The following is a 20868-nucleotide window of genomic DNA, read 5'->3' on the forward strand; positions in this document are numbered from 1 at the left end:
AGCGGGAAACGTGCTCCAAGACGAGGCCTCTCAGGGTCGTTCGAGAAGAGGACGTAGATAGGCCGGAGGTGTAAGCCCTGCGAGGGGTTGAGCCGACCGGTACTAATAACCCGAATCCTTTACCTTCACCTGTGCACCTTTGAGTGAGCTGAGATATCCTGGGTGCAGATACCGGAGTGGGAAACACCCGGATCCATCCCGAACCCGGCCGTTAAGCCACTTCGGGCCGATGGTAGTGCGGGGGGGAGCCCCGTGCGAGAGTAGGTAGTGCCCAGGGTTTTATGGAAAAAGGGAGAGCGTTATGCTCTCCCTTTTTCGTTGTGGGTTGTAGGTTGTTTGAAAAGCCGAGTAACGTGCTTTGAGGAACGACAGTTGATAATACGACAGCTGGTGATACGACGCTTGCAGAGGCTGACAGCTGATGGAGCGACTGTTGATAGTACGACGATTGATGGGGCGACAATTGATGGAGCGACGCTCACGAGGTTGACAAATGGTAATACGACTGTTGGTGGAACGACATTCAGTTCGTTGTTGGTTGTAGGTTGCTTGAAAAGCCGAGTAACGTAATTCGAGTTACGAGAGCTGAGAATCGAGAAAATCGATAAAAATGGCTATGCTGATCTTCGCTCAGGTTATGCGTGACTCCTCACGGCTGTTCATTCCTCCGGAATGGCTATGCGCCTGCGGCGGAAAAGTGCCGAGTTACGTTATTCGAGTTACGAGAGCTGAGAACCGTCTCTCCTTACTCATAACTCTTATCTCATAATTCATAACTAATCACTCATAACTCTTATCTCATAATTCATAACTAAATCTCAAAGTCTCAACATATACCCGTTTTCTCTCAACCATAGTCTATGAAGTGCGTAATCGGGCATTAGCATTTTTACTTTATGCCAGAACTCTCTTGAGTGATTTTTTACTTCGAGATGGACGAGCTCGTGGATAACTACATAGTCTATTACTGGCAATGGTGCCATAACCAGACGCCAGGAAAAATTCAGATTCCCTTTAGAAGAACATGATCCCCATCTTTTCTGAGCATTTGTGATTCTTACCTTGTTATACATGTAACCAAATCTTTGGGCATACAGGTTTACCCTTTCGGAGATTTTTTCGTACGCTTTTTGCCAGTACCATTTTATAAATATTTGCTTCGCATCTGGCAGATACTTTTTAGATAAGCTGAATACATCGTCGAGTTTCAAAGGGACCTCCTGCCCATCAACTATTGCCAGCTTGAAGGATTTCCCCAGATATAAAAAGCCTTCACCATTTACAAATTCTTTTTTTGAAAACTTTGGGTCTCTTTTCTGGATTTCGCTTTTCTTTCTTTCAATCCATTTTTTATGCCTTAAAACAACCCTTTTTATAGTTTCATCGCTAACATAGAAAGGTGCCCTGACTACCAAAGTGGCATCGTCCGTAATCTGGAGAGCGATGGTTTTTCTTTTTGTTCGCACTATTTTATCAATCTTGATGTCCATGTGCATTACTCCTATCTTGGGAATCGAGAACGACGTTCAGTCCGTTGTTGGTTGTGGGTTGCTTGAAAAGCCGAGTAACGTGCTTTGAGGAACGACAGTTGATAATGCGACTGCTGGTGATACGACAGTTGATGAGACGACGCTTGCAGAGGCTGACAGCTGATGGAGCGACAGTTGATAATACGACAACTGTTGGAGCGACAATTGGTGATACGACAATTGATGGTACGAGGGTTGCCAACGCTGATAAATAGCCGAAAATCTGAGAGAATGAATGAAAACGCAGTGCTGGGATTCGCCCAGGTAATGCGTGACTTTGTCACGGCTTTGCATTCCTCCGGAATGGCTATGCGCCTGCGGCGGATAAGAGCTGAGTTACGAGAAACCGAGAGTTCGAGAAAAAGCAACCAAGAACCTGCTCTCGTTACTCATAACTCATAATTCATAACTTTGAACTCATAACTCTCATCTCATAATTCATAACTCTTATCTCATAACTCATAATTCATAACTCTTAACTATTCTTTTTTCAGCTTAACCGCCGTTCCGTAGGCAACCATTTCAGCGGCACCGGACATAACCGCTGAGCTTCCAAGCCTGAAGGCGACTATGGCATCGGCATTCATTTTTTCAGCCTCGTCAATCATGCGTTGAATTGCAATATTTCTCGCTTCTGTCAGCATTTCCGTATATCCTTTTATTTCGCCCCCTGCAAGGGTTTTGAAAGCGGCAGCAATGTCTCTCCCCATGTGCTTCGATCTCACCGTGTTTCCAATTACAATACCCAGAACCTCTGAAATTTCATGTCCCGGAACATTATCCGTGGTTACCACAATCATGCCCATCCCTCCTATATTTCTTTATTTTTGAATGCAAGATATCCTGAAAAGAGCAAAACAATTGATACAACAATCAATGCAACCGTGTATGGAATATCTACCTCACCATAGTTGAAAATATTTATCCCAAGAATGTAGCGATATGTATTAAGAAAGCCCAGCGATTTCAATAACCCCAGCACAGTGGTCAGGGCTAGCACTCCGAGGGAAGCGAGTATGGGCTTCACCTGATCATTGAACAGGACTGAAAAGAAAAGAGTAGCGCTGAACCAGAGTGTTCCGCCAGTTAAAACAGAAATTGTGAACATAGGGACTCCGTCGTTGATGAAATCTTTCCCTACTATGAAGGAATAAAGTGTCGGAAGCATCGAAAGCAACAACAATGACGAAAAAAGTGCGACAATCCCTGAGACTGTTTTGTTTATGAAAACCCTGAGCCTGCTCTGGCGTGCGAGTAAAAATTCCATTGTACCGTTTTCGGTTTCCCTTGAAAACAGAGGAAAAGCAAGTACTATTGCGATTATAGGTACGAGCTGGCCAAAGTTTTTCCCAAACCACTGTGAATACATGTAAAAGCTCCAGTTCGCAAGCATTTGTGAATATCCAGGGCCAACGAATTTTTCATATAGCTGATTTGAACTTCTTTCAAGGTTTTTCAGGCTTTCCACGGCATAATTTTGTAAAGGTGCAATTAGCAGAAAAAGTGCCAGCATGATGAAAAACAGCACTAAAGCTCGAAATCTCATATCGTAGAATTCTTTTTTCATTGCACATCACCCTTTATTACAGCTTCAAAGACCGCTTCAAATGGGGCAGGTTCGTAGTCTTGTATCTCTTCTTTTCGTTTCACTATATAGATGTCTTCGGTTTCTGTGCTTTTCCAGAGATAACCTCCTGCTTTCTTTCCTTTTTCAACTTTTATAACCGCATAGCTTTTGATGAGCTCGCCTTTTTGTCCTATTTCAAGTATTTTCCCCTTTTTCATTATCGCAATGCTGTCTGCGAGTTTTTCCACTTCTGATAGTATGTGACTTGTATACAGTATAGTTTTGCCAGACTGTGAGAGATCTTTTATAAGCTTTAAAGCTTGTGAACGCATTATTGGATCCAATCCCCAGGTAGGTTCATCCATGATATATAAATTGGCATCTTGTGAAAAAACAAGCGCAAGATATAAGAGGGTTAGCATACCACGTGAGAGATTGGAGATTTTTTCTCTCAGGTCAATATTGAATTCTTTTACCAGAGATATTGCCTTTTCTACATTCAGGCCCTCTGTCAATTCTCCGGCAAAGGTAATTAGCTTTTCAACTCTGTATGATGGATATAGGTTCTTCTCTTCAGGCAAATACGCCACAGGGCCCTCAAAGCTCACTTTTCCAGCGTTCTTTTTTCTCAGCCTGAGAATACATTTGAGCGTTGTCGTTTTTCCAGCGCCATTTGGACCAAGTAAAGCGAATACTTCCCCATCTTTTATTTCAAATGAGATATTGTCAACTGCTATATTGTAGCCATAGGACTTTTTTAAGTTTTCTACTCTGAGCATATTGTTCCCTCCACGTAATTCCCTATATTAGTATTTTAGCAAAATTCTATGCTTGAGCCTAAAGACTTGATAGCTGAGGCAGCTTTCGGCATAAAATAAGAAGTTTAGTTCATTCTTTTGAGGGCATCATTTTTAAAGCTCAGATAGTCTGAATAGTTTTCAACTGTGCTCGGGTTCTGTAAGGGGAAAGGAAGCGACTCGACAACGGTTTTTGTAATCGCGTGGGTAAAAAATATGCCTTTTTTCGTTAAATGACCACTATTGCAATAACCTGTTGCTTTTAGTAGCTTTATGTAGTATTTTATGTATTCCGGGAATGAGTCGCTGGGTTCACACTTAAGGTCATAAATCATTCTTGCGAATTTTCTCCAATCATCTGTTGCTTTGGTTTTTGGAGCTATAAACGCCATTTTTTTGCCGTTTTTTATTGCAAAGACATACGAAAAGAGATCCGGGTTTACAATCTTATAGCCTTCTCCAGTTGAAAAGGTAGCGGGTCCAAATCCAGCATAATCTTCGATGAGCTCGTCCCTTGAAGAGTCGTACAGTTCATCCCCCCTGGTAAAGACCCAAACTCCCTTTCTGGTATATTCACTGGAAATTAGCAGTTCAGCGGCTTGCTCAATGAACCTGAATTGGGTTTTCTCTGGAAGTGTTGATCTTCCATTATTTCGAATGCTCATATAGGGATAAATCGTCACCTGATCAGGTTGTATATTGGAAATTTCTGAAATATCCCCGATAAAGACTTTTTCAGTTTGCCCGGGTAATCCCACCATAAGATCAACGTTTATCCACAGTCCCAGTTTTTTCGCCGTCTCTATGATTTCTTTATAGCTCATCTTTTTATCATCCGTTCGACCTGTGAGATTGCTTACTTTTTTTGAGAAGCTCTCTATCCCCACGCTTATCTTGGTAAAACCGATTTTTTCCAATCCAGCTAAATAATCTTTTGTAAGTAAAGATGGCAGCAATTCAATCCCCATGTTCTCGATTTTGACCTTTGAGGAGAGCAAGTTAACGATTTTGGATAACTCTTCTAGTGACAATGTGTTTGGCGTTCCACCTCCAAAATACACCCACTTAGCTACACCACTAATGTCTGCATCTTCTATTTCAGTTAAAAGTGTTTTTAAATACAGCTCTTTTAGCCTTTGAGTGTATATTTCTTTGTAAAAGGGGCAAAAGGAACATTTGGAATAACAGAAAGGAACGTGTAGATAGACGCCAAAGCTCCCTTTGAAGCTAATGGGTTTTAACTCCTGAAAGCGGTATATAGTTTTTTTGAAGGATCTGCTCATCATTTTTTTACTCAGGAAAGTGAGCACGTTTCTCACTCCCTTTTAGTTTTATTTGCCATATTTATTATACGCTTTTTACATCTGTTCTCTGCTCTTCGTTTTTCAGACATTACCAGCAAGAAGCCACCCGCCAAGGATAACCAGCAGACCCCCTGGAAGTTTTTCGAGCAACTTTTCTTTGAATATCATAGAAGCAAGTATCATCGCAATGATTATCGAAAGGTTTACTAACGGCTCTACAATACTTAACTCGATGCTTTTAATGGCTATAAGTAACAAAAGATAGGCTGAGCCGTTTATGGCCCCACCAATTAGCATTGGTATTGGCTTTTTCTTGAAGGAAAACAGAATAAGCCTATCTTTTCTCTTTAGGCGTAAAAGAATGAAAAAATTAAGAGAAACGATGAAGTAAAGAAGAGTTGCATAGATAATTGGATCATATTCGCCGCTAAAGGATTTGTCAATGACCCTGCCTGTTGATTGAAGAACTACACTAACAAACATGAGCTGGCTTGGCCTATCTTTCAGAATTGCCTTAAGAGACTTTATCGGTGTCGCAGCTCCTTTTAGTATAAATATTCCATACACCATGAGAAAGATTCCCAGTGATTTCACAAGGGTTATTTTTTCGCCAAGAAATATTGCAGCGAAGAACAGGATCACAACGGCGTTTAGGCTGCTTATCGGCGTTACAAGTGAAACTTCTCCCGTTGCAATTGAAGAGACATATGCAAAGGAGCTAAAGCTATAAAGCAAAGCGCTTATAATGCAGGGCAAAAGAAAATGCCAGTTATTTACTTCACCTGTAATAGCGAAAGGCAGCAGCACAAAAGCACCGATGAAAAAGAAAAGAAAGCTGGCAACGAGGTTCTTGTAAAAATTTCCAGTTTCATCTCCCATGAATTTCAAAACGATTTTTTCAAGAGCCAAAAGCAAAATTCTGTTAATTAAAGCGAACAGTGGCAGTCCCATTCTCTCTTTTCGAAAATTACTGAATATTGTTCAGGGTTTCTATAAGCTTTCTTAGTTCAGGAGTTCCCATAGAAACCATGTTGAGTATTTCCTCCGGTGAGGCGGCATCATTATAGAACAATTTATTCGCCTCCTGGTCAAGCTTAATCACTGAGCCCTCAACAGTAAATCCTATAAAGAAACCTTTGGAAATGGAATATGAAAGAATCGCCTGCAACGTGTAATCCACATCTGCAGAAAGATTTCTTCCGATGGGCCCTGCGGCAACAGCCACGCTACCTCCCAGAGTTATATTGTCTTTTGTGAAACCAGCGAAACCCGTATCGTTCATTATAAGTAATACGAGCCCGATTGTTTGTGCCCCGATTTGTGGTCCATAGCTGACTTTGTATAGCTTCAGGAATAGCGGGCCGTACCACAGATCGTTCTTTTTTCTGAGCACAAAACCTTCGCCGTATTGTCCCCCTAAAACAAGTCCGGCTTTTAATACATTTGGGAAAAAGGCGATACCTTTTGCCTTTGAAAGAAGCTCCCTAAAGGCACCATTTTCAGGCATAGAAAGTAGATCGTTAAGTACATTATTAGCATCTTTGAATCTATTCTCCGGTGAGTAAAAACCCATTACAATCACTCCTAACACGATAAAGGTTATCAGTAAAACAAGCTTCTTCATAGCATCACCTCACCTTATCATTATAGCCTTATTTTAATCGCTTAATGAAAAATATCTGGTTGATGATGCTTGTGATAGAAAGAAAGACGACAAGAATGCCCATTCCATATAGTCCAGGCCAGATATCGAGGAAATAGCCACTTAGAAGAGGTCCAAGGCCAAAGGAAATTCCTATCATGGTTTCATGGAGTCCCCCTTGTTTACCATGGTCTTCGTGTGGTGAATTAAGCCCATAAAATATGGCGAAGGTATAAGGGATTGAATAGTTAATTCCCGAAAAAAGTGCCACAAGCAAAAACGCCCATACTCCAGTACTCATAAAGAACAGTGGAATTGAGAGAGGGAATATCAGTATCAAAAGAAAGGACAGCCCTGGATTTCCTACCCAAAACCTGAATCGGGTCATGAGAATAAAAGTAAAAAAGACCGCTACATTTCCTGCGACAACAAGAAAACCCGCATTTTCCAGTGATATTCCAGACATCGATATCAGTTTAGGGAAAAGGCTTATCACAGAGGAAAATACCATTGCCGCAAGTACCAGCGAAAACCTATAAGTCTTACGATAAAGAGCTATTTTTGGGAAGTCCACTTCTTTGTGCTTTTGAAAAAGTGTTGGGTGCCCCTTGAAAGGGATTCTTTCGCCATATTTATTTGCGTGCCGGTAAACAATAAGTCCTCCAAGTAAGCTGACTAAAGCGGCTATTATAAAGACCACGAAAGGTTCTTTTTGAATAAAATATGGTCCAAAAGCCATTCCCAGCATGTTCCCGGAACTCCATGACAGCGTAAATCGGGTTGTAGTCAAGGATGGATCTATTTTTTCAAGTTTTTCTGCCCGCGAAAGCAGCCCTTCAACCAGAGGATAAAAAAGGCCGAAGTAAGAATACACTGCTATCGCAAAAAGATAAAGGTATAAAAGTGAATTACTGCCATATACAAGCATTCCACTCAAAGAAATCACTGCGAAGAGAAACATCGCCGGATGCAGGATTTTCTTATATCCATATTTATCGCCAAGAGAACCCAAAAAAAGGGCTATAAACGTATAAAATAAATAACCGGTGAAATTTATTTTTCCAATAGTTGAGTAAGGCAATCCCCAATCTGCGGCTATGGTATTTATTGATGAGAAAAGCAGGTATCCCACCATGGAAAATATGGATACCAGGTAATTGAAGAGATTGAAAAATGAACCTTTTTTCACCCGTTGCACCTCTTTTATATGTTTGAAGTATTATACCAAAGAAAAGGGGGAGCCCTGAAGGCCTCCCCCTTTATTGATCCATTAATTATTCGCCAGCAAGTACTTTTTGAAGTTCCGCCTCAGCCCAGGCAAGACCTTCGTCAATGGTTCTCTTTCCATTCAAAACGTCTCCAACCATCTGACCGACAATGGTTCTTACAGAATACCATTCCGCAATGTTGGGATCAACGGATCCTTTGTCAATCTGATTTATCGGTACAACGGCATCCGGGTGCTGGTTGACATATTCTTTCCATTGAGGTGTTTCAAGTGCGGTCTTCACAGCGGGCATGTAACCGGTTTTGACTGACCAGTATGCCTGAATCTCAGGGCTAAGCAGGAATTTCATGAACTTCCAGGCGGCAAGTTTCTGTTCTTCGGATATTGTAGAGAACATAATAAGGTCTGTTCCAGCAAAAGGTGGTGCCTGCATTTTCCACATAGGTACTGGAGCCCATGCCCAACCATGCTTCCCGGTAGAAGCCCTGTCAACATAAGGCTTGCTTGCTATTGTTTCAATGAACATCATGATTTTGCCATCGCCAAAGGGGCCATCAAGATAACCACCCTGGGCATAAGCGATCTTGTAGGTATGAACCATATCATACATGAACTGGAGAGCTTCATGGGCTTCGGGTGAATTAATGACAACTTTGTACTTGCCATCTGGACCCAGATCCAATATTTTCCCGCCATTTGCCCTCAGGAAAACGACAAAATGGTCAATTGTTGTCCTGAAGCCCATACCGAATTGATCTATTTCTCCATCACCATCTTTGTCTTCTGTAAGCATCATGGCATCAAAGAAAAGGTCTTCCATGGTTTTGGGTGGTGTAAGTCCGTAAAGTTCAAAAGCGTCGGTATTGTAATAAAGGACATAAGTGCTCTTGTTGAAAGGAACAGCGTAAATAGTGTCGCCCCAGGTAATCATTTTCTTAAAAGGTGCCCATACTGCTTCCCACTGCTCAGAGGTGAAACCATAATCCGGATTGTCAATGAAGCTATTCAGTTCCTGAACCACACCACGTGGAATAAGCATAGCTGTCCAGTTACCATAAGCCTGCGATATAGCGGGAAGATTTCCAGATTCAGCACTCGCAAGGAGTTTCTGAGATAGAGCTCCATAATTTCCTACATAAACAGGTTTGACCACAATATCGGGGTTGGCTTCATTGAAAGAGTTGACAATTTCATCCAAAGTGGCTCCATGTCCGCCCCCCATAGCATGCCAGAACTCAATCTCAACTGCTGCCATGGTCAAAACCGAGAGAGAAAGAACAGCGATGAGAACCAGAAGTTTTTTCATTCCCATACCTCCCTTATCTGAAGTGTTTACCATACAAATTATATCACCACGCTATTTGCTGACAAAATTTCCAATACACGCTTGATTAGCTCTGTGGGACTTTTATCGTTGGTAATTAAATAATCGCTTCTTTTAATGCAATTCGTGAGGGATCTCTGGGCTTTCAAAATACTAATCGCCCTTTTTTTATCAACCCCACGATCAACAAGGCGTTTTAGAGCGATTTCTTCGGGACAATCGACAAATATGACAAGATCACAATAGCTATCAAGTCCAATCTGATGTAACAAAGCCCCGTCAATCACAACATGCCTGCGGGACTTTGAAAGGATATCTATTGCTTTTTTCTTGATCAGAGGATGAATTATTCCATTTAACTCTGTAAGCTTTCCGGGGTCGCTGAAAACAATCTTTGCAAGAGCCGACCTGTTAACGCGCTTTTTTGAAATAATCTCTTTTCCGAAGATTTTTTTAAGTTTTTCCCGCTCTTCTTCCAGTGCTTCATGGCCAAGTTTATCAAGATATATGACTTCAAGACCCCGCTCTTTTAGAGCTTTGGCAATCGTAGATTTACCACAGCCTGCTTTCCCTGTAATGCCGATAATCATTAGAGGAGTTTTGTCCCCTTTTCTATCGCATTCATCACTGTTATGGCTATCTCGCTTTTAGCTTCTCTAAGTGATTCCAGCTCTCTTGGAGACAATACAGCTACGTCACCTTCAAAATCGTCCCGTTCTTCAAGAAATTTCATTAATTCTTCCGGGTCGTTGGTGATGATGGTATAAAATGGTACTTCTTCCCCTTCAACAACATATATCCCTTCTACTTCAAATTCTTTCAGCTTTTCCAAAAGATCCGTCATAGTTCCAGCCTCCAGTTATCATTAATATAATCTTTCAAGAAGCCTTCATAGCCTTTTCTACCCATAAGCCCATAAGTGATTTTCTTGCCGAGTTCTACTCCCGGTTGGTCATAGGGGTTTATACGTAGCAATTCCCCCATTGTCGCTGTTAGAAGTTCGTAGTAAAGTATGAATTCTCCAACGTTTTCTTCGTTTAACTCAGGAAAAGTAATCGTGAGACTGGGAACTCCATTTTTTGCCAAAGCCAATGCAGTTCCATACTGTTCGGAATTCAGTAATGTAGAAAGTGCTTTCCCGCCAAGGTAAGAAAGAGCTTCTATATCATTGTGCAAAGCCGGAATTTCAAAATCTACTGAAAAGGTTTCAAGTCTCAAAAAGGTTATTATTTTATCTTTAGGTCCTTCATTGTAGAGTTGAATCTGGGAGTGTTGATCCACTGCACCGAGGGCTTTAACCGGTGTCTGACCGGCAAAAATTTCTTTGCCATCTTTATCGAATTTCTTTCCCAGAGACTCTGCCCAGAGCTGGCGGTACCAATCAGCTAATAAGTAAAGTCTATTGGAGTAAGGCATCATTACTGAAATACGTTTTCCACTGTTCATAGCGTCAAGATGTAAAAGGGCATTTAGCACCAGTGGATTTTCAGAAGCTTTTTGATTTTTATAACGTTCTAAACCTTTTTTTGCCCCACGGTGCAGAGCCTTTATATCTATGCCTTCGGCAAAGGCCGATGCAAGGCCTACTGGTGTTAACACGCTGAACCTGCCCCCAACATCGCGAGGAATAGTAAGGGTTCTTATTCCTTCCCTTTCTGCAATGACCCTCAAAACACCTTTCTCAGGGTCAGTTGTGAAAAGCAAATGCTCAGCGGACGCCAAACCTGATTTGTCAAGCATTCCTCTTACAATCAGGTAATTTGCCATCGCTTCAGCTGTTGTGCCTGATTTCGAAATGATATTGAAGAGCGTTTTTGATAGGTCTATTTTCGATAACACCGCATCGACAAATTCCGGGTCTATGTTGTCGACAACGAAGACGCGTGCTTTACCTTCTCTGTCAAAGTTGGGAGAATTCCAGTTAATAGGTTTCAGGGATTTGTGGAGTGCTATGTTTCCCAGCGCTGAACCTCCAATCCCCAAAACAACAATATTCTCAAAACTGCTAAACCAGCTTGCGTATTTTTGCACTTCTTCAATGTATTCTTCCGTTCCCAGAATTCTGATGAATCCAGGTTGGTTATCGATTACCTTGTTAAGCGCCCCTAGTGCAATATCTGCCCTTTCCAATATTTCTTCATATGTGGGGCCTGTTCCAATGTTTTCTTTGAAAGCAAGAGAAAAATCAAATTTCAACACATTACCACTCCCTCAATATGTTATCAAGGCTTTCACCTGATAGTCTTTAAGCTTTTTTCTGGGTTCAAGGAATGAGAGTTCAATTAACGTAAGAATTCCGGCAACCTCTCCTCCAGCTTCTTCAATCATCTCAGCAATCGCCTTGATAGTGCCACCTGTCGCAAGGACATCGTCGAGAATCAGGACTTTATTTCTTTCTACAATGGCATCTTTGTGCATTTCAAGGGCTGCTTCCCCATATTCAAGGGAATATGACTTTGATATCACCTTGTATGGGAGTTTACCGGGTTTTCTAATGGGAATGAATCCTTTTCCCATTTCAAGAGCAAGCGGGGCAGCAAAGATAAAGCCGCGTGCTTCTGGCGCTACTATTAGATCAAAATCCCAAAAAGATGCCGCGTTTTTCAACAGTTCGATGCTCTCCTTGAAAGCCTCAGGGTCCCTTAACAATGGAGTGACATCTTTGAAAATAATCCCCGGTTTTGGAAAATCCGGAATATCACGAATGAAGTGCTTTAAATCCATTCTATCTCCTCCTCGGATGTCTTTACCAACAACGCTTATTTTAACATAAGCTCCGAACTATTTCTAAGTCTTCATGTTATAATCCAAGTGAAAAAAATAACTTATCACATAGAAGGAGGTGCCTCATTTGCCTTCAACAAAATGCGAGGGACATGAAATGCTTTATGCCGAGTTGGATAAATACATTAACTCGGTCAAAGACCAACCAGGAGTTCTTATCAACGTGCTTCACAGAGCCCAGGAGCTTTTTGGCTATCTTTCCGAAGAAACCCAGCAGTACGTTGCCGAGAAGCTCAACCTTCCTCTCAGCCAGGTGTATGGCGTTGTAACCTTTTATAACTTTTTCAGCACAAAACCAAAAGGGAAACACCAAGTAAAGGTTTGCCTTGGTACCGCCTGTTATGTCAAAGGCGCGGACAGAGTGCTTGAAAGGCTGAAGGAAGAGCTTGGCGTGGAACTTGATGAACCTACAAAAGACGGGAATTTTTCTATTCATGCCGTAAGGTGTCTTGGTGCCTGTAGCATGGCCCCGGTCGTGCTCGTTGGCGAAAGAGATTTTTATGGCAAGGTAACACCTGATGAGGTTAGCAAAATTATCAATAAATACAAGGAGGAATGAGCCGTGGGTAAGATCAAGAGCCTTGAAGATTTAATGAAAATCAAGGAAAGCACTTTAAAGGATCTCAAAATGCGCGATACTGACAAACGTGGCAAGATAATCGTTGCTATGGGTACCTGCGGAATTGCTGCCGGTGCGAAAGAAACATTGAAGGCTATTGTGGACATTTTAAGCGAAAAAGGTATTGAAGATATAGCTGTCGTCCAATCAGGTTGCTTTGGCCTATGCGATGTAGAACCCACAATAGAAGTAAGGATTGGGGAAAATGAACCGGTCATTTACGGTCATGTTACCCCAAATCAAGCAAAAAGAATAATTGACCAGCATATTTTGGAGGGAAAAGTAGTCTCCGACCTTGTTGTAAAACGCGGAGAACTCTGAGAAGAGGTGATTACTGGTGCCTGCTGTTGAAAATACTATCGTTATCTGTGCTGGTGGTGCCTGTATCTCCGCTGGCGAGATAAGCGTCAAAGAATCTCTCGAAAATACTCTGAAAGAGTATGCCCTTGAAGAAGTAGTGCAGGTTGTTGAAACCGGATGTATGGGTGCCTGTGACCTTGGGCCAATCATGGTGATTTATCCGGAAGGTATATTCTATCAGAAACTCAATAGTGAAAATGTCAAGAAAATAGTTGAAGAGCATCTCCTTAAAGGCAGGGTAGTTAAAGAATTCCTTTACACAGGACCAACTGGTGAAGTAAAGGAAAAACCCCAGGAAGAACTGCCCTTCTTCAAAAAACAGATCAAGATTGCAACAAGAAATCTCGGTGTTGTTGATCCATTGTCCATCGAAGAATACATTGCCAGAGATGGTTATTTTGCTCTTACCAAAGTAATAAAGGATATGTCCCCCGACAAAGTCATCGAAGAGCTTAAAAAATCAGGTCTTAGGGGAAGAGGTGGCGCAGGATTTCCCACAGGCCTTAAATGGGAATTTGCAAAAAAGGCTGAAGGCGATGTGAAATATGTGATCTGCAACGCCGATGAAGGTGATCCTGGAGCTTTCATGGATAGGGCGATTTTAGAAGGAGATCCTCATACTGTTGTTGAAGCAATGACTATTGCCGCCTATACTGTTGGTGCAAATAAAGGGTTTATATATGTTAGAGCGGAATATCCCCTCGCTATCGAGCGTTTTTCACGGGCTTTAGAAACAGCGAGGGAATACGGCTTTTTAGGTGAAAATATTCTGGGAACCGATTTTTCCTTTGATATTGAAATAAGAATTGGGGCCGGCGCATTCGTTTGCGGTGAGGAAACAGCCTTGATTAACTCCATTGAAGGCCAGCGCGGTATCCCGCGCGTGAAACCCCCCTATCCAGCCCAAAAAGGCCTCTGGGGTAAACCTACACTCATAAATAACGTTGAAACCTACGCAAACATTCCCCCTATCATCCTTCATGGCGGAGATTGGTTTGCGCAATTTGGCGTGGAAGGCTCAAGAGGCACGAAAGTCTTTGCCCTTGCAGGTAAGGTAAACAATACCGGTCTTGTAGAAGTGCCTATGGGAATAACACTAAGGGAATTGATAAATGAAATAGGTGGCGGTGTACCGAATGGGAAAAAATTGAAAGCCGTCCAAACAGGTGGCCCCAGTGGCGGTTGTGTCCCTGAAAAATACATCGATACCCCCATAACCTATGATACGCTAAAAGAACTGGGGACCATCATAGGCTCAGGTGGAATGATAGTAATGGACGAAGATGACTGTATGGTAGATGTTGCAAAGTTTTTCCTTGAGTTTACAGTTGAAGAATCCTGTGGACAGTGTACTCCATGTCGCGATGGAACAAAGAGAATGCTTGAAATTCTCGAACGGATAACTGAGGGCGAAGGCACTGAAGAAGACCTTGAAAAGCTAAAGGAACTTGGCGAACACATTATGAAGACTTCTCTTTGTGGTCTCGGGCAAACAGCGCCTCAACCGGTGTTATCAACAATGAGGTATTTCTGGGACGAATACGAAGCCCACGTCAAAGAGAAACGCTGTCCTGCTAAGAAATGTAAGGAGCTCACCAGAATTGTTATTGACAGGGAAAAGTGTGTTGGCTGTACTGCATGTGCAAGGGTTTGTCCCGTCAACGCTATTACCGGAAGCGTTAGACAGCCACATGAAATAGATCCTGAGCTTTGTACTCGCTGTGGCAGCTGCCTTGAAGTTTGCCGCTTTGGTGCAATAAGCAAAGTTTCCCCATAATTACAATACGAGGCCCTTTCAAGGCCTCTTTTTGCTTAGAAACGTGCAACTCCGCGGAAGGAGGAGAGAAGTAGAATGTCATTTGAGGAAGTCAGAAACACAATTAAAGAGATTTATGAAAAAGTCAACTCCGAAAGCTTAGACGAAAGAGATAATTTAATAAACATTCTGCACGCTATCCAGGAATATTATGGTAATTATATTCCCCTTGAAGCTGCGGAAGTATTGAAAGAACTTACAGGAAAGCCGCTTTCCAAGATATACGAAGTGCTGACTTTTTACACCATGTTTTCGACAAATAAAAGAGGGAAATATGTTATCAGGGTATGTAAAAGCCTACCGTGCCATGTTACCGGCGGAGCCGCTGTGTTGGAATCACTTAAAGATGCTTTGGAAATTGATTATGGTCAGACAACTCAGGATGGTCTTTTTACGCTGGAAGAAAGCAGTTGTCTCGGACTTTGCGGGGTTTCTCCCGTTATGCTTATCAACGACGAAGCCTATGGAAATTTAACCCCTGAAAAAGTCAAAGAAATCATTGAAGAAATTAAAGAAAAAGAAAGAAGTGGTGTTAAATGAGAAAACCTATCACCATACTTGTTTCTATTGATTCAAACAGCTTGCTTCTTGGAGCAAGGCATTTGAAAAATTACCTGATAAACAGACTTGAACACTACAATCTCACCGGACTTGTTGATGTTCTTGAAACGGGCAGCCTGGGAAGATACGACCAGGGGGTCCTCTTTCTCTTATTGCCGGATAACAGGCTATATGGCATTAAAGATACGAATGATATTGAATTATTTGTTGTGGAGCAACTCCTGAAAGGCAGACCTGTAAAAGATCTAATTATCGAGGAAATCCAACCACCCAAAACTGTTGAAGCTAAAAAAGTAACTGAAGAAGAGCGAATAGTGCTAAAACGGGCTGGGAAAATCGATCCTAAGAACATTGAAGAGTACATTGCCCTTGACGGTTATCGTGGCCTTGCCAGAGCTCTGGAAATGAAACCGGCTGATGTCGTTGAAGAGATTAAGGCCAGCGGATTAAGAGGTCGTGGGGGTGCTGGATTCCCAACCGGATTAAAATGGGAATTCACAATGAAGGTAGATGCTCCTGAGAAGTTTGTGATCTGTAACGCTGATGAAGGAGAGCCTGGAACATTCAAAGATCGATTGATAATGGAAGGCGATCCCCACTCAGTCATCGAAGGTATGTTAATTGCTGGTTATGCTGTTGGTGCCAGCAAAGGGTATGTCTATATCCGTGGAGAGTATTTTGAATCAGTTGACAATCTTCGCAATGCAATTGCACAGGCTTATGAATACGGACTTCTTGGAAAGAATATTCTGGGCTCAGGATTCGATTTCGACCTTACTGTAAGGCTTGGTGCCGGCGCTTATGTTTGTGGTGAAGAAACAGCGCTGATAGAATCTATTGAAGGAAAATCCGGCCGTCCAAGGTTGAAACCACCATATCCGCCTGTTAAGGGATTATTCCAGAAGCCAACTGTTGTAAACAACGTAGAGACTTTTGCCAGCGTGCCAACAATCGTTATGAAGGGAGCCAACTGGTTTAAGGGCATTGGAACCCCCTCTTCACCCGGCACCAAAGTATTTTCACTCTGTGGAAATATAGTAAGAAGAGGTATAGTGGAAGCCCCCATGGGAACAACCGTTGCAGATCTCATTTTCAAATACGGTGGTGGAATTGAAAACGGCAAAAAATTGAAGATGGTTCAAACAGGTGGTGCTGCAGGTACCTTTATAAGAGCTGATGAAATAAACGTTCCTCTTGATTTCGATTCATTTAAGAATCATGGCGCATCATTGGGATCAGGTGTTATTTTGGCCATTGACGACTCTCATTGCGCGGTTGATGTTGCCCTTAATTTAATGGAATTCTTCGCTCATGAGTCCTGCGGAAAATGCACGCCATGTCGCGAAGGAACACGTTTAATTGTCAACATCTTAAAGGAATTCAGCAAAGGAAGAGGAACACGTGAGATGCTTGATAACCTTTATAACATAGCCTATACAATGCAAAATTCAGCATTTTGCGGCCTGGGGCAGTCCGTTCCAGTTCCCCTGACTTCTATGCTCGATAGGTTCAGAGACGAATTTGAAGCGCACGTTGGTGTTGATGCCTGTCCTGTCGGCGTGTGTAAATTTGATAAGAAGAAGAAAAAAGTTAGAAAATAAGTTTATGGAAAATTGAAGAGTCGGGAATCATTTCCCGACTCTTTTCTTTGGTATAATTTCTCGTGAGCACACCATGGAATGAAGAATCTTCTTTCCTATGGGTCAAGAGGGGGATCCTATGAATAAACGCAATTCTGATATGCTGGTTTTTACTCTGCTTCTATCTTTAATCATCTTAATATCAATCTTAATAATCATTTTCAACCCTTATACATCTTCGAAAATTGTCAGGAAGCTGGCTGTCTTGTACAATAAGGGGTTAAATGCAAATTTCACAGAATATCTGAACGATTCGAATTACGCGTATCCGCAGGATGTCCTATCCGCTTATAACTTTTTCAAAGGCCGGGAGCTATCAGACTTTCACGGTTTTTCCGTAAGTCGCGTAGCGACAAATGTCCTGCTCGATATTTACGAAGGAGGAGATCCCTCCATTGAAGCTCTGGTAAGGGATTCTCATAAAAAAAAGAATCCCCTATTAAAGGAGAGAATTGTTAAAGCAATTGGATTAGCTTCAGTTACTAATATGTATGATGTTGATCCAGAGCAGCTTTCTAACGCTATCTACAATGCTCTGACAGATTTTTCGTCTATTCAGTTACAGCTCTCCGTAGGTAGCGAAAGCTTGACTTTGGACCTTTCAGAAATTGAGCCAGAAATCGTTCTCGCTATCTGTTTCAAAGAATCAGGTCTAAATCCCTTTGCTCTGGGTGAAGTAATAGGAGAGATTCCGGAGTTCAAGTACTCGAGAGGCCTTATGCAAATATACCAGAAAACACTTTATACACTCAACACCTGGCTTGCAGATAACGGTATAAACATTTCACCTGAGGAGCTCTGGAACATTCGCAACAACATTTTTTTGGGAATGGTTTACCTTGCATATGCCAGAGAACAGTTGATGAAAGGAGAATGAAATGCACAATTGGAAGAATAGTATAGTTTACCAAATTTTCCCTGACAGATTCAAAATAGGCAGAAATAGTAATCTTTCAAAAAATGAAGAAGCCGGCTCTTTTTTTCTTCCAGGACAAACCAGGGTAAAATGGAGCACCAAACCGGAAAGGTCGAACGATGGAAGTCATCAGTACCTTTTCTGGGGCGGCAACCTTAAAGGGATTACGGAAGAGCTGGAGTATATAAAGAGCCTGGGCACAGGAATATTGTATTTAACGCCTATATTCTACGCAAGATCGAACCATAAATACGACACAATCAATTATTTCAAGATTGACCCATTATTTGGAACACTGGAAGACTTCCATTTATTATGCAATAAAGCCCATTCTCTTGGTATAAAGGTTATTCTTGATGGTGTTTTTAATCATATGGGAGATGCTTCTGAATGGTTTAACAAATACGGAATATTCGGAAAAGACACTGGTGCATATAATGACCCTGAATCAGAATTTCGGGATTTTTTCTATTTCAGCGGCGACACCTATCGTGGCTGGATGAATGCAAGGACTTTGCCGGAGCTGAATCTTGAAAACAGTAGGCTGCAAGAAATACTATTTACAGGCGAAAATTCTGTAATCAAGTACTGGCTAAGACAAGGTGCGGATGGCTGGCGACTTGACTGTGCCTTTGACCTCGGTTATGACATCAACAGGATGATAGTGCGCGAAGCGAGAAAAGTCAAAGAAGATGCGTTAATCATTGGAGAAGTCTGGAATTATCCAGAGGGCTGGAATGTTCATAGCGATTTAGATGGCTTGATGAATTATTATTACAGAACCGTTGTATTTGATCTTATACGGGGTCAGCTTAGTCCCGCAATGGCCGGCAAGATAATCCAAAAAAGCGTTGAAGATTGTGGTATCGACTATCTTAACAAATGCTGGAACATACTTTCTTCCCATGATGTTCCAAGACTTTCCTCGGAATTCAAGGATGGAAAGGATACACAGCTTGCCATCACCCTTCAGTTTTCACTGCCTGGCGTTCCGTTGATATACTATGGCGAAGAACTGGAGATGTCAGGAGGCATCGACCCGGAAAATCGTGGTCCAATGGAATGGGAAAGACTTTCCGAAAATCCCTCACGCCTTGAATTTTATAGAAAGCTGGGAGTGATCTGGAATGAACACAGGGCTATCAGAGAAGGAAACTTTGAGATTCAACCGGTTTCTAATGATGAGCTTCTTGCTTTCAAGAGGAGTACCGGTATTATAGATGAATTGATGGTATTAATTTTCAACTTTTCGGACAAAGAGCAGCATGCCCATGTTTACATGAACGAAGGTTTATTAATGAATGGCACACAGATGGTAGATATCATTTCAAACAAAAAATTCAACACATTCACAGGAAAATTGGAAGTAAATATTCCAGGAAGAAGCTTTCTTTTTCTGATGCCAGAGATTACAAGAGCCAACGATAATTACTCACCTTATAAGAGGGTATAAATGAAAAGCGCTGGAAGCAAAGTCGTTGCCACCATTTTTCTTGCAACCACTGCCATTATGTGGGGGATTTCTTACCTGTTCACGAAAGTAGCGGTTGAAAATTTGCCGCCTATGTTTCTTGCATTGCTGCGATTTTTGCTTGCAGTAAGCATTCTGTATCCTTTATCTCTCAAAGAGAGAAAAAGGCTTAAATTCAGAGTTTCAACAATGTTAGCTGGAAGTTTTGGAGTTACCCTCTATTTTTTCTTTGAGAATTATGGTTTGAAATATACAAGTCCTTCTGATGCATCGATTATCGTTTCTGCCGCTCCAATATTGACATTGATCTTCTATGATATACTCCACAAAAAGTTTGATTTCCCTGAATACCTGGGAACGTTTATCGCCTTTGTTGGCGTTGTTTTGATAATTTACAATGGAAAATTCTCTGAAAGCTCATCACTTTTAGGTAACTTTCTGGCCTTTGGTGCAGCGATTTCCTGGACAGGGTATACTTACTTTTTTGACCGAACAAGAGATGCTTCATTGACTGCAAATATAGAAGTTATGCTCTGGGGAATAGCATTCACACTTCCATTCGCGCTTTTCGAAGTCTTATCGGACCCGGCAGGCATTCATTTTTCGGTATCAGCTATTGGTGGCGTTCTGTATTTAGGTATCTTCGCTTCCGCACTTGGATACTTTCTTTGGGGTAAAGGTATACACCTCTGGGGAGGCAAAGCAGCCACTTTGTGGGTTTATACAATACCCATTTTCACTATCATAGGCGATATCTTCGTCCTCCATTACAGGCCTGGAACATTTTTTATAATTGGTGCGTTGGCAGTAAGCACGGGAATGGTAACTGTTATCTTGCGGCAACTGCAGCGCCTTCCAGATTGAGCAAATAGATTTTCCATTCGAGTCCCCCTGTATAGCCACCTAGGCCTTTTTTCCCAACAACCCTATGACAGGGAAGGAAGATTGGCAAGGGATTTCTACTCATTGCTTGTCCAACAGCTCTTGCTGCACCTGGTTTACCGATCTTTTCAGCAACCTGCTTGTATGTAAGACAGCTGCCATAGGGTATTTCTTTTATGAATTCAAGCACTTTCATTGAAAACTCAGGCAACTCAAGCAAATAAGGCAAATCAAATCTCATCCTTTTTCCTGAAAAATATTCCATGAATTGATCAGTAAAAGGGCTCAGAACCTTTTCAGGAAGGAGTTCCTTTGAGAGTTTCACCGAAATGAGTTTTCCGCTATCCACTGTGAGTGTTACTGAACCCGGAGAGATATTGATTATTCCTGTCTCTATCATTCTGATTTCCTCCTTAATTGAGTAATGA

At 41.8% G+C, this 20868-nt stretch carries 24 protein-coding genes and 2 rRNA genes; 12 read left to right on the plus strand and 14 right to left on the minus strand.

Features of this window, described 5'->3' with window-relative positions:
• From AT15_RS02545 to AT15_RS10180, 3 genes are all read left to right on the plus strand, one after another.
• Window positions 1–126: ribosomal RNA gene (locus AT15_RS02545) — 23S ribosomal RNA — on the plus strand; the annotation flags it as partial.
• A 32-nt stretch (window positions 127–158) separates the two neighbouring features.
• Window positions 159–276, plus strand: a 5S ribosomal RNA gene (gene rrf, locus AT15_RS02550).
• 96 nt (window positions 277–372) lie between these two features.
• Complete coding sequence (locus tag AT15_RS10180) at window positions 373–570, plus strand: hypothetical protein (RefSeq protein ID WP_153019689.1); 198 nt, start codon at window positions 373–375, stop codon at window positions 568–570.
• A 248-nt stretch (window positions 571–818) separates the two neighbouring features.
• On the opposite strand, the gene AT15_RS02555 is transcribed toward AT15_RS10180, so the two are convergent.
• A complete protein-coding gene (locus tag AT15_RS02555) occupies window positions 819–1490 on the minus strand; it encodes a M48 family metallopeptidase (protein WP_068346070.1) in 672 nt (223 codons plus the stop codon).
• 131 nt (window positions 1491–1621) lie between these two features.
• Between AT15_RS02555 and AT15_RS10490 the strand changes: the two genes are divergently transcribed.
• Window positions 1622–1744, plus strand: coding sequence for a hypothetical protein (locus tag AT15_RS10490; protein WP_268766421.1), 123 nt, complete (start codon window positions 1622–1624; stop codon window positions 1742–1744).
• A gap of 264 nt (window positions 1745–2008) precedes the next feature.
• Here the strand turns inward: AT15_RS10490 and AT15_RS02560 are convergent, their stop codons facing one another.
• From AT15_RS02560 to AT15_RS02615, 12 genes are all read right to left on the minus strand, one after another.
• Complete coding sequence (locus AT15_RS02560; RefSeq protein ID WP_068346072.1) at window positions 2009–2329, minus strand: heavy metal-binding domain-containing protein; 321 nt, start codon at window positions 2327–2329, stop codon at window positions 2009–2011.
• A gap of 11 nt (window positions 2330–2340) precedes the next feature.
• Window positions 2341–3096, minus strand: a complete 756-nt coding sequence (locus AT15_RS02565; protein WP_068346074.1) for an ABC transporter permease subunit — start codon at window positions 3094–3096, stop codon at window positions 2341–2343.
• Entirely contained in the window at window positions 3093–3875 is a 783-nt protein-coding gene (locus tag AT15_RS02570; protein ID WP_068346076.1) for an ABC transporter ATP-binding protein, read from the minus strand. Before AT15_RS02570 ends, AT15_RS02565 begins: the two co-directional genes overlap by 4 nt.
• A gap of 104 nt (window positions 3876–3979) precedes the next feature.
• Window positions 3980–5203: a radical SAM protein gene (locus AT15_RS02575; RefSeq protein ID WP_068346078.1), complete on the minus strand. Its 1224-nt coding sequence runs from the start codon at window positions 5201–5203 to the stop codon at window positions 3980–3982.
• A 75-nt stretch (window positions 5204–5278) separates the two neighbouring features.
• Window positions 5279–6148 carry a DMT family transporter gene (locus AT15_RS02580; protein WP_068346080.1) on the minus strand — a complete coding sequence of 290 codons (870 nt, stop codon included), beginning with the start codon at window positions 6146–6148 and terminating at the stop codon, window positions 5279–5281.
• A 16-nt stretch (window positions 6149–6164) separates the two neighbouring features.
• Window positions 6165–6821, minus strand: a complete 657-nt coding sequence (locus AT15_RS02585) for a lipid-binding SYLF domain-containing protein (RefSeq protein ID WP_068346082.1) — start codon at window positions 6819–6821, stop codon at window positions 6165–6167.
• A 28-nt stretch (window positions 6822–6849) separates the two neighbouring features.
• A complete protein-coding gene (locus tag AT15_RS02590; RefSeq protein ID WP_068346084.1) occupies window positions 6850–8028 on the minus strand; it encodes an MFS transporter in 1179 nt (392 codons plus the stop codon).
• Window positions 8029–8113: 85 nt separating this feature from the next.
• A complete protein-coding gene (locus AT15_RS02595; RefSeq protein WP_068346086.1) occupies window positions 8114–9373 on the minus strand; it encodes an ABC transporter substrate-binding protein in 1260 nt (419 codons plus the stop codon).
• Between the two features lie 38 nt (window positions 9374–9411).
• Complete coding sequence (gene coaE / locus AT15_RS02600) at window positions 9412–9981, minus strand: dephospho-CoA kinase (RefSeq protein WP_068346088.1); 570 nt, start codon at window positions 9979–9981, stop codon at window positions 9412–9414.
• On the minus strand, window positions 9981–10235 hold the full coding sequence (locus tag AT15_RS02605) for a hypothetical protein (protein ID WP_068346090.1): 255 nt from the start codon (window positions 10233–10235) through the stop codon (window positions 9981–9983). The genes coaE and AT15_RS02605 overlap by 1 nt, the downstream gene beginning before the upstream one ends.
• On the minus strand, window positions 10232–11590 hold the full coding sequence (locus AT15_RS02610; protein ID WP_068346092.1) for a glucose-6-phosphate isomerase: 1359 nt from the start codon (window positions 11588–11590) through the stop codon (window positions 10232–10234). The genes AT15_RS02605 and AT15_RS02610 overlap by 4 nt, the downstream gene beginning before the upstream one ends.
• 12 nt (window positions 11591–11602) lie before the next feature.
• Window positions 11603–12115 (minus strand): adenine phosphoribosyltransferase, encoded by a 513-nt coding sequence (locus AT15_RS02615; protein ID WP_068346094.1) that lies wholly within the window; start codon window positions 12113–12115, stop codon window positions 11603–11605.
• Window positions 12116–12272: 157 nt separating this feature from the next.
• Between AT15_RS02615 and AT15_RS02620 the strand changes: the two genes are divergently transcribed.
• The 8 genes from AT15_RS02620 (at window position 12273) to AT15_RS02655 (ending at window position 20422) form a co-directional block, all read left to right on the plus strand.
• Window positions 12273–12734 carry an NADH-quinone oxidoreductase subunit NuoE family protein gene (locus AT15_RS02620; protein WP_068346624.1) on the plus strand — a complete coding sequence of 154 codons (462 nt, stop codon included), beginning with the start codon at window positions 12273–12275 and terminating at the stop codon, window positions 12732–12734.
• Window positions 12735–12737: 3 nt separating this feature from the next.
• Window positions 12738–13115, plus strand: coding sequence for a (2Fe-2S) ferredoxin domain-containing protein (locus AT15_RS02625; protein ID WP_068346096.1), 378 nt, complete (start codon window positions 12738–12740; stop codon window positions 13113–13115).
• 16 nt (window positions 13116–13131) lie between these two features.
• A complete protein-coding gene (nuoF, locus tag AT15_RS02630) occupies window positions 13132–14931 on the plus strand; it encodes an NADH-quinone oxidoreductase subunit NuoF (RefSeq protein WP_068346098.1) in 1800 nt (599 codons plus the stop codon).
• Between the two features lie 75 nt (window positions 14932–15006).
• Window positions 15007–15510: an NADH-quinone oxidoreductase subunit NuoE family protein gene (locus AT15_RS02635; RefSeq protein ID WP_068346099.1), complete on the plus strand. Its 504-nt coding sequence runs from the start codon at window positions 15007–15009 to the stop codon at window positions 15508–15510.
• The gene (gene nuoF, locus AT15_RS02640) at window positions 15507–17132 is read left to right on the plus strand and encodes an NADH-quinone oxidoreductase subunit NuoF (RefSeq protein ID WP_068346101.1); all 1626 of its coding nucleotides are present in this window, start codon (window positions 15507–15509) and stop codon (window positions 17130–17132) included. The genes AT15_RS02635 and nuoF (AT15_RS02640) overlap by 4 nt, the downstream gene beginning before the upstream one ends.
• 118 nt (window positions 17133–17250) lie before the next feature.
• Complete coding sequence (locus tag AT15_RS02645; RefSeq protein ID WP_068346103.1) at window positions 17251–18048, plus strand: transglycosylase SLT domain-containing protein; 798 nt, start codon at window positions 17251–17253, stop codon at window positions 18046–18048.
• A gap of 1 nt (window position 18049) precedes the next feature.
• On the plus strand, window positions 18050–19540 hold the full coding sequence (gene aglB, locus AT15_RS02650; protein WP_068346105.1) for a cyclomaltodextrinase: 1491 nt from the start codon (window positions 18050–18052) through the stop codon (window positions 19538–19540).
• Window positions 19541–20422, plus strand: a complete 882-nt coding sequence (locus AT15_RS02655; RefSeq protein ID WP_068346107.1) for a DMT family transporter — start codon at window positions 19541–19543, stop codon at window positions 20420–20422.
• On the opposite strand, the gene AT15_RS02660 is transcribed toward AT15_RS02655, so the two are convergent.
• A complete protein-coding gene (locus tag AT15_RS02660; protein ID WP_068346109.1) occupies window positions 20388–20840 on the minus strand; it encodes a methylated-DNA--[protein]-cysteine S-methyltransferase in 453 nt (150 codons plus the stop codon). The genes AT15_RS02655 and AT15_RS02660 overlap by 35 nt on opposite strands.
• Window positions 20841–20868 lie beyond the last annotated feature (28 nt).

The organism is Kosmotoga arenicorallina S304 (assembly GCF_001636545.1).
GTDB classification, from domain to species: Bacteria; Thermotogota; Thermotogae; order Petrotogales; family Kosmotogaceae; genus Kosmotoga_B; species Kosmotoga_B arenicorallina.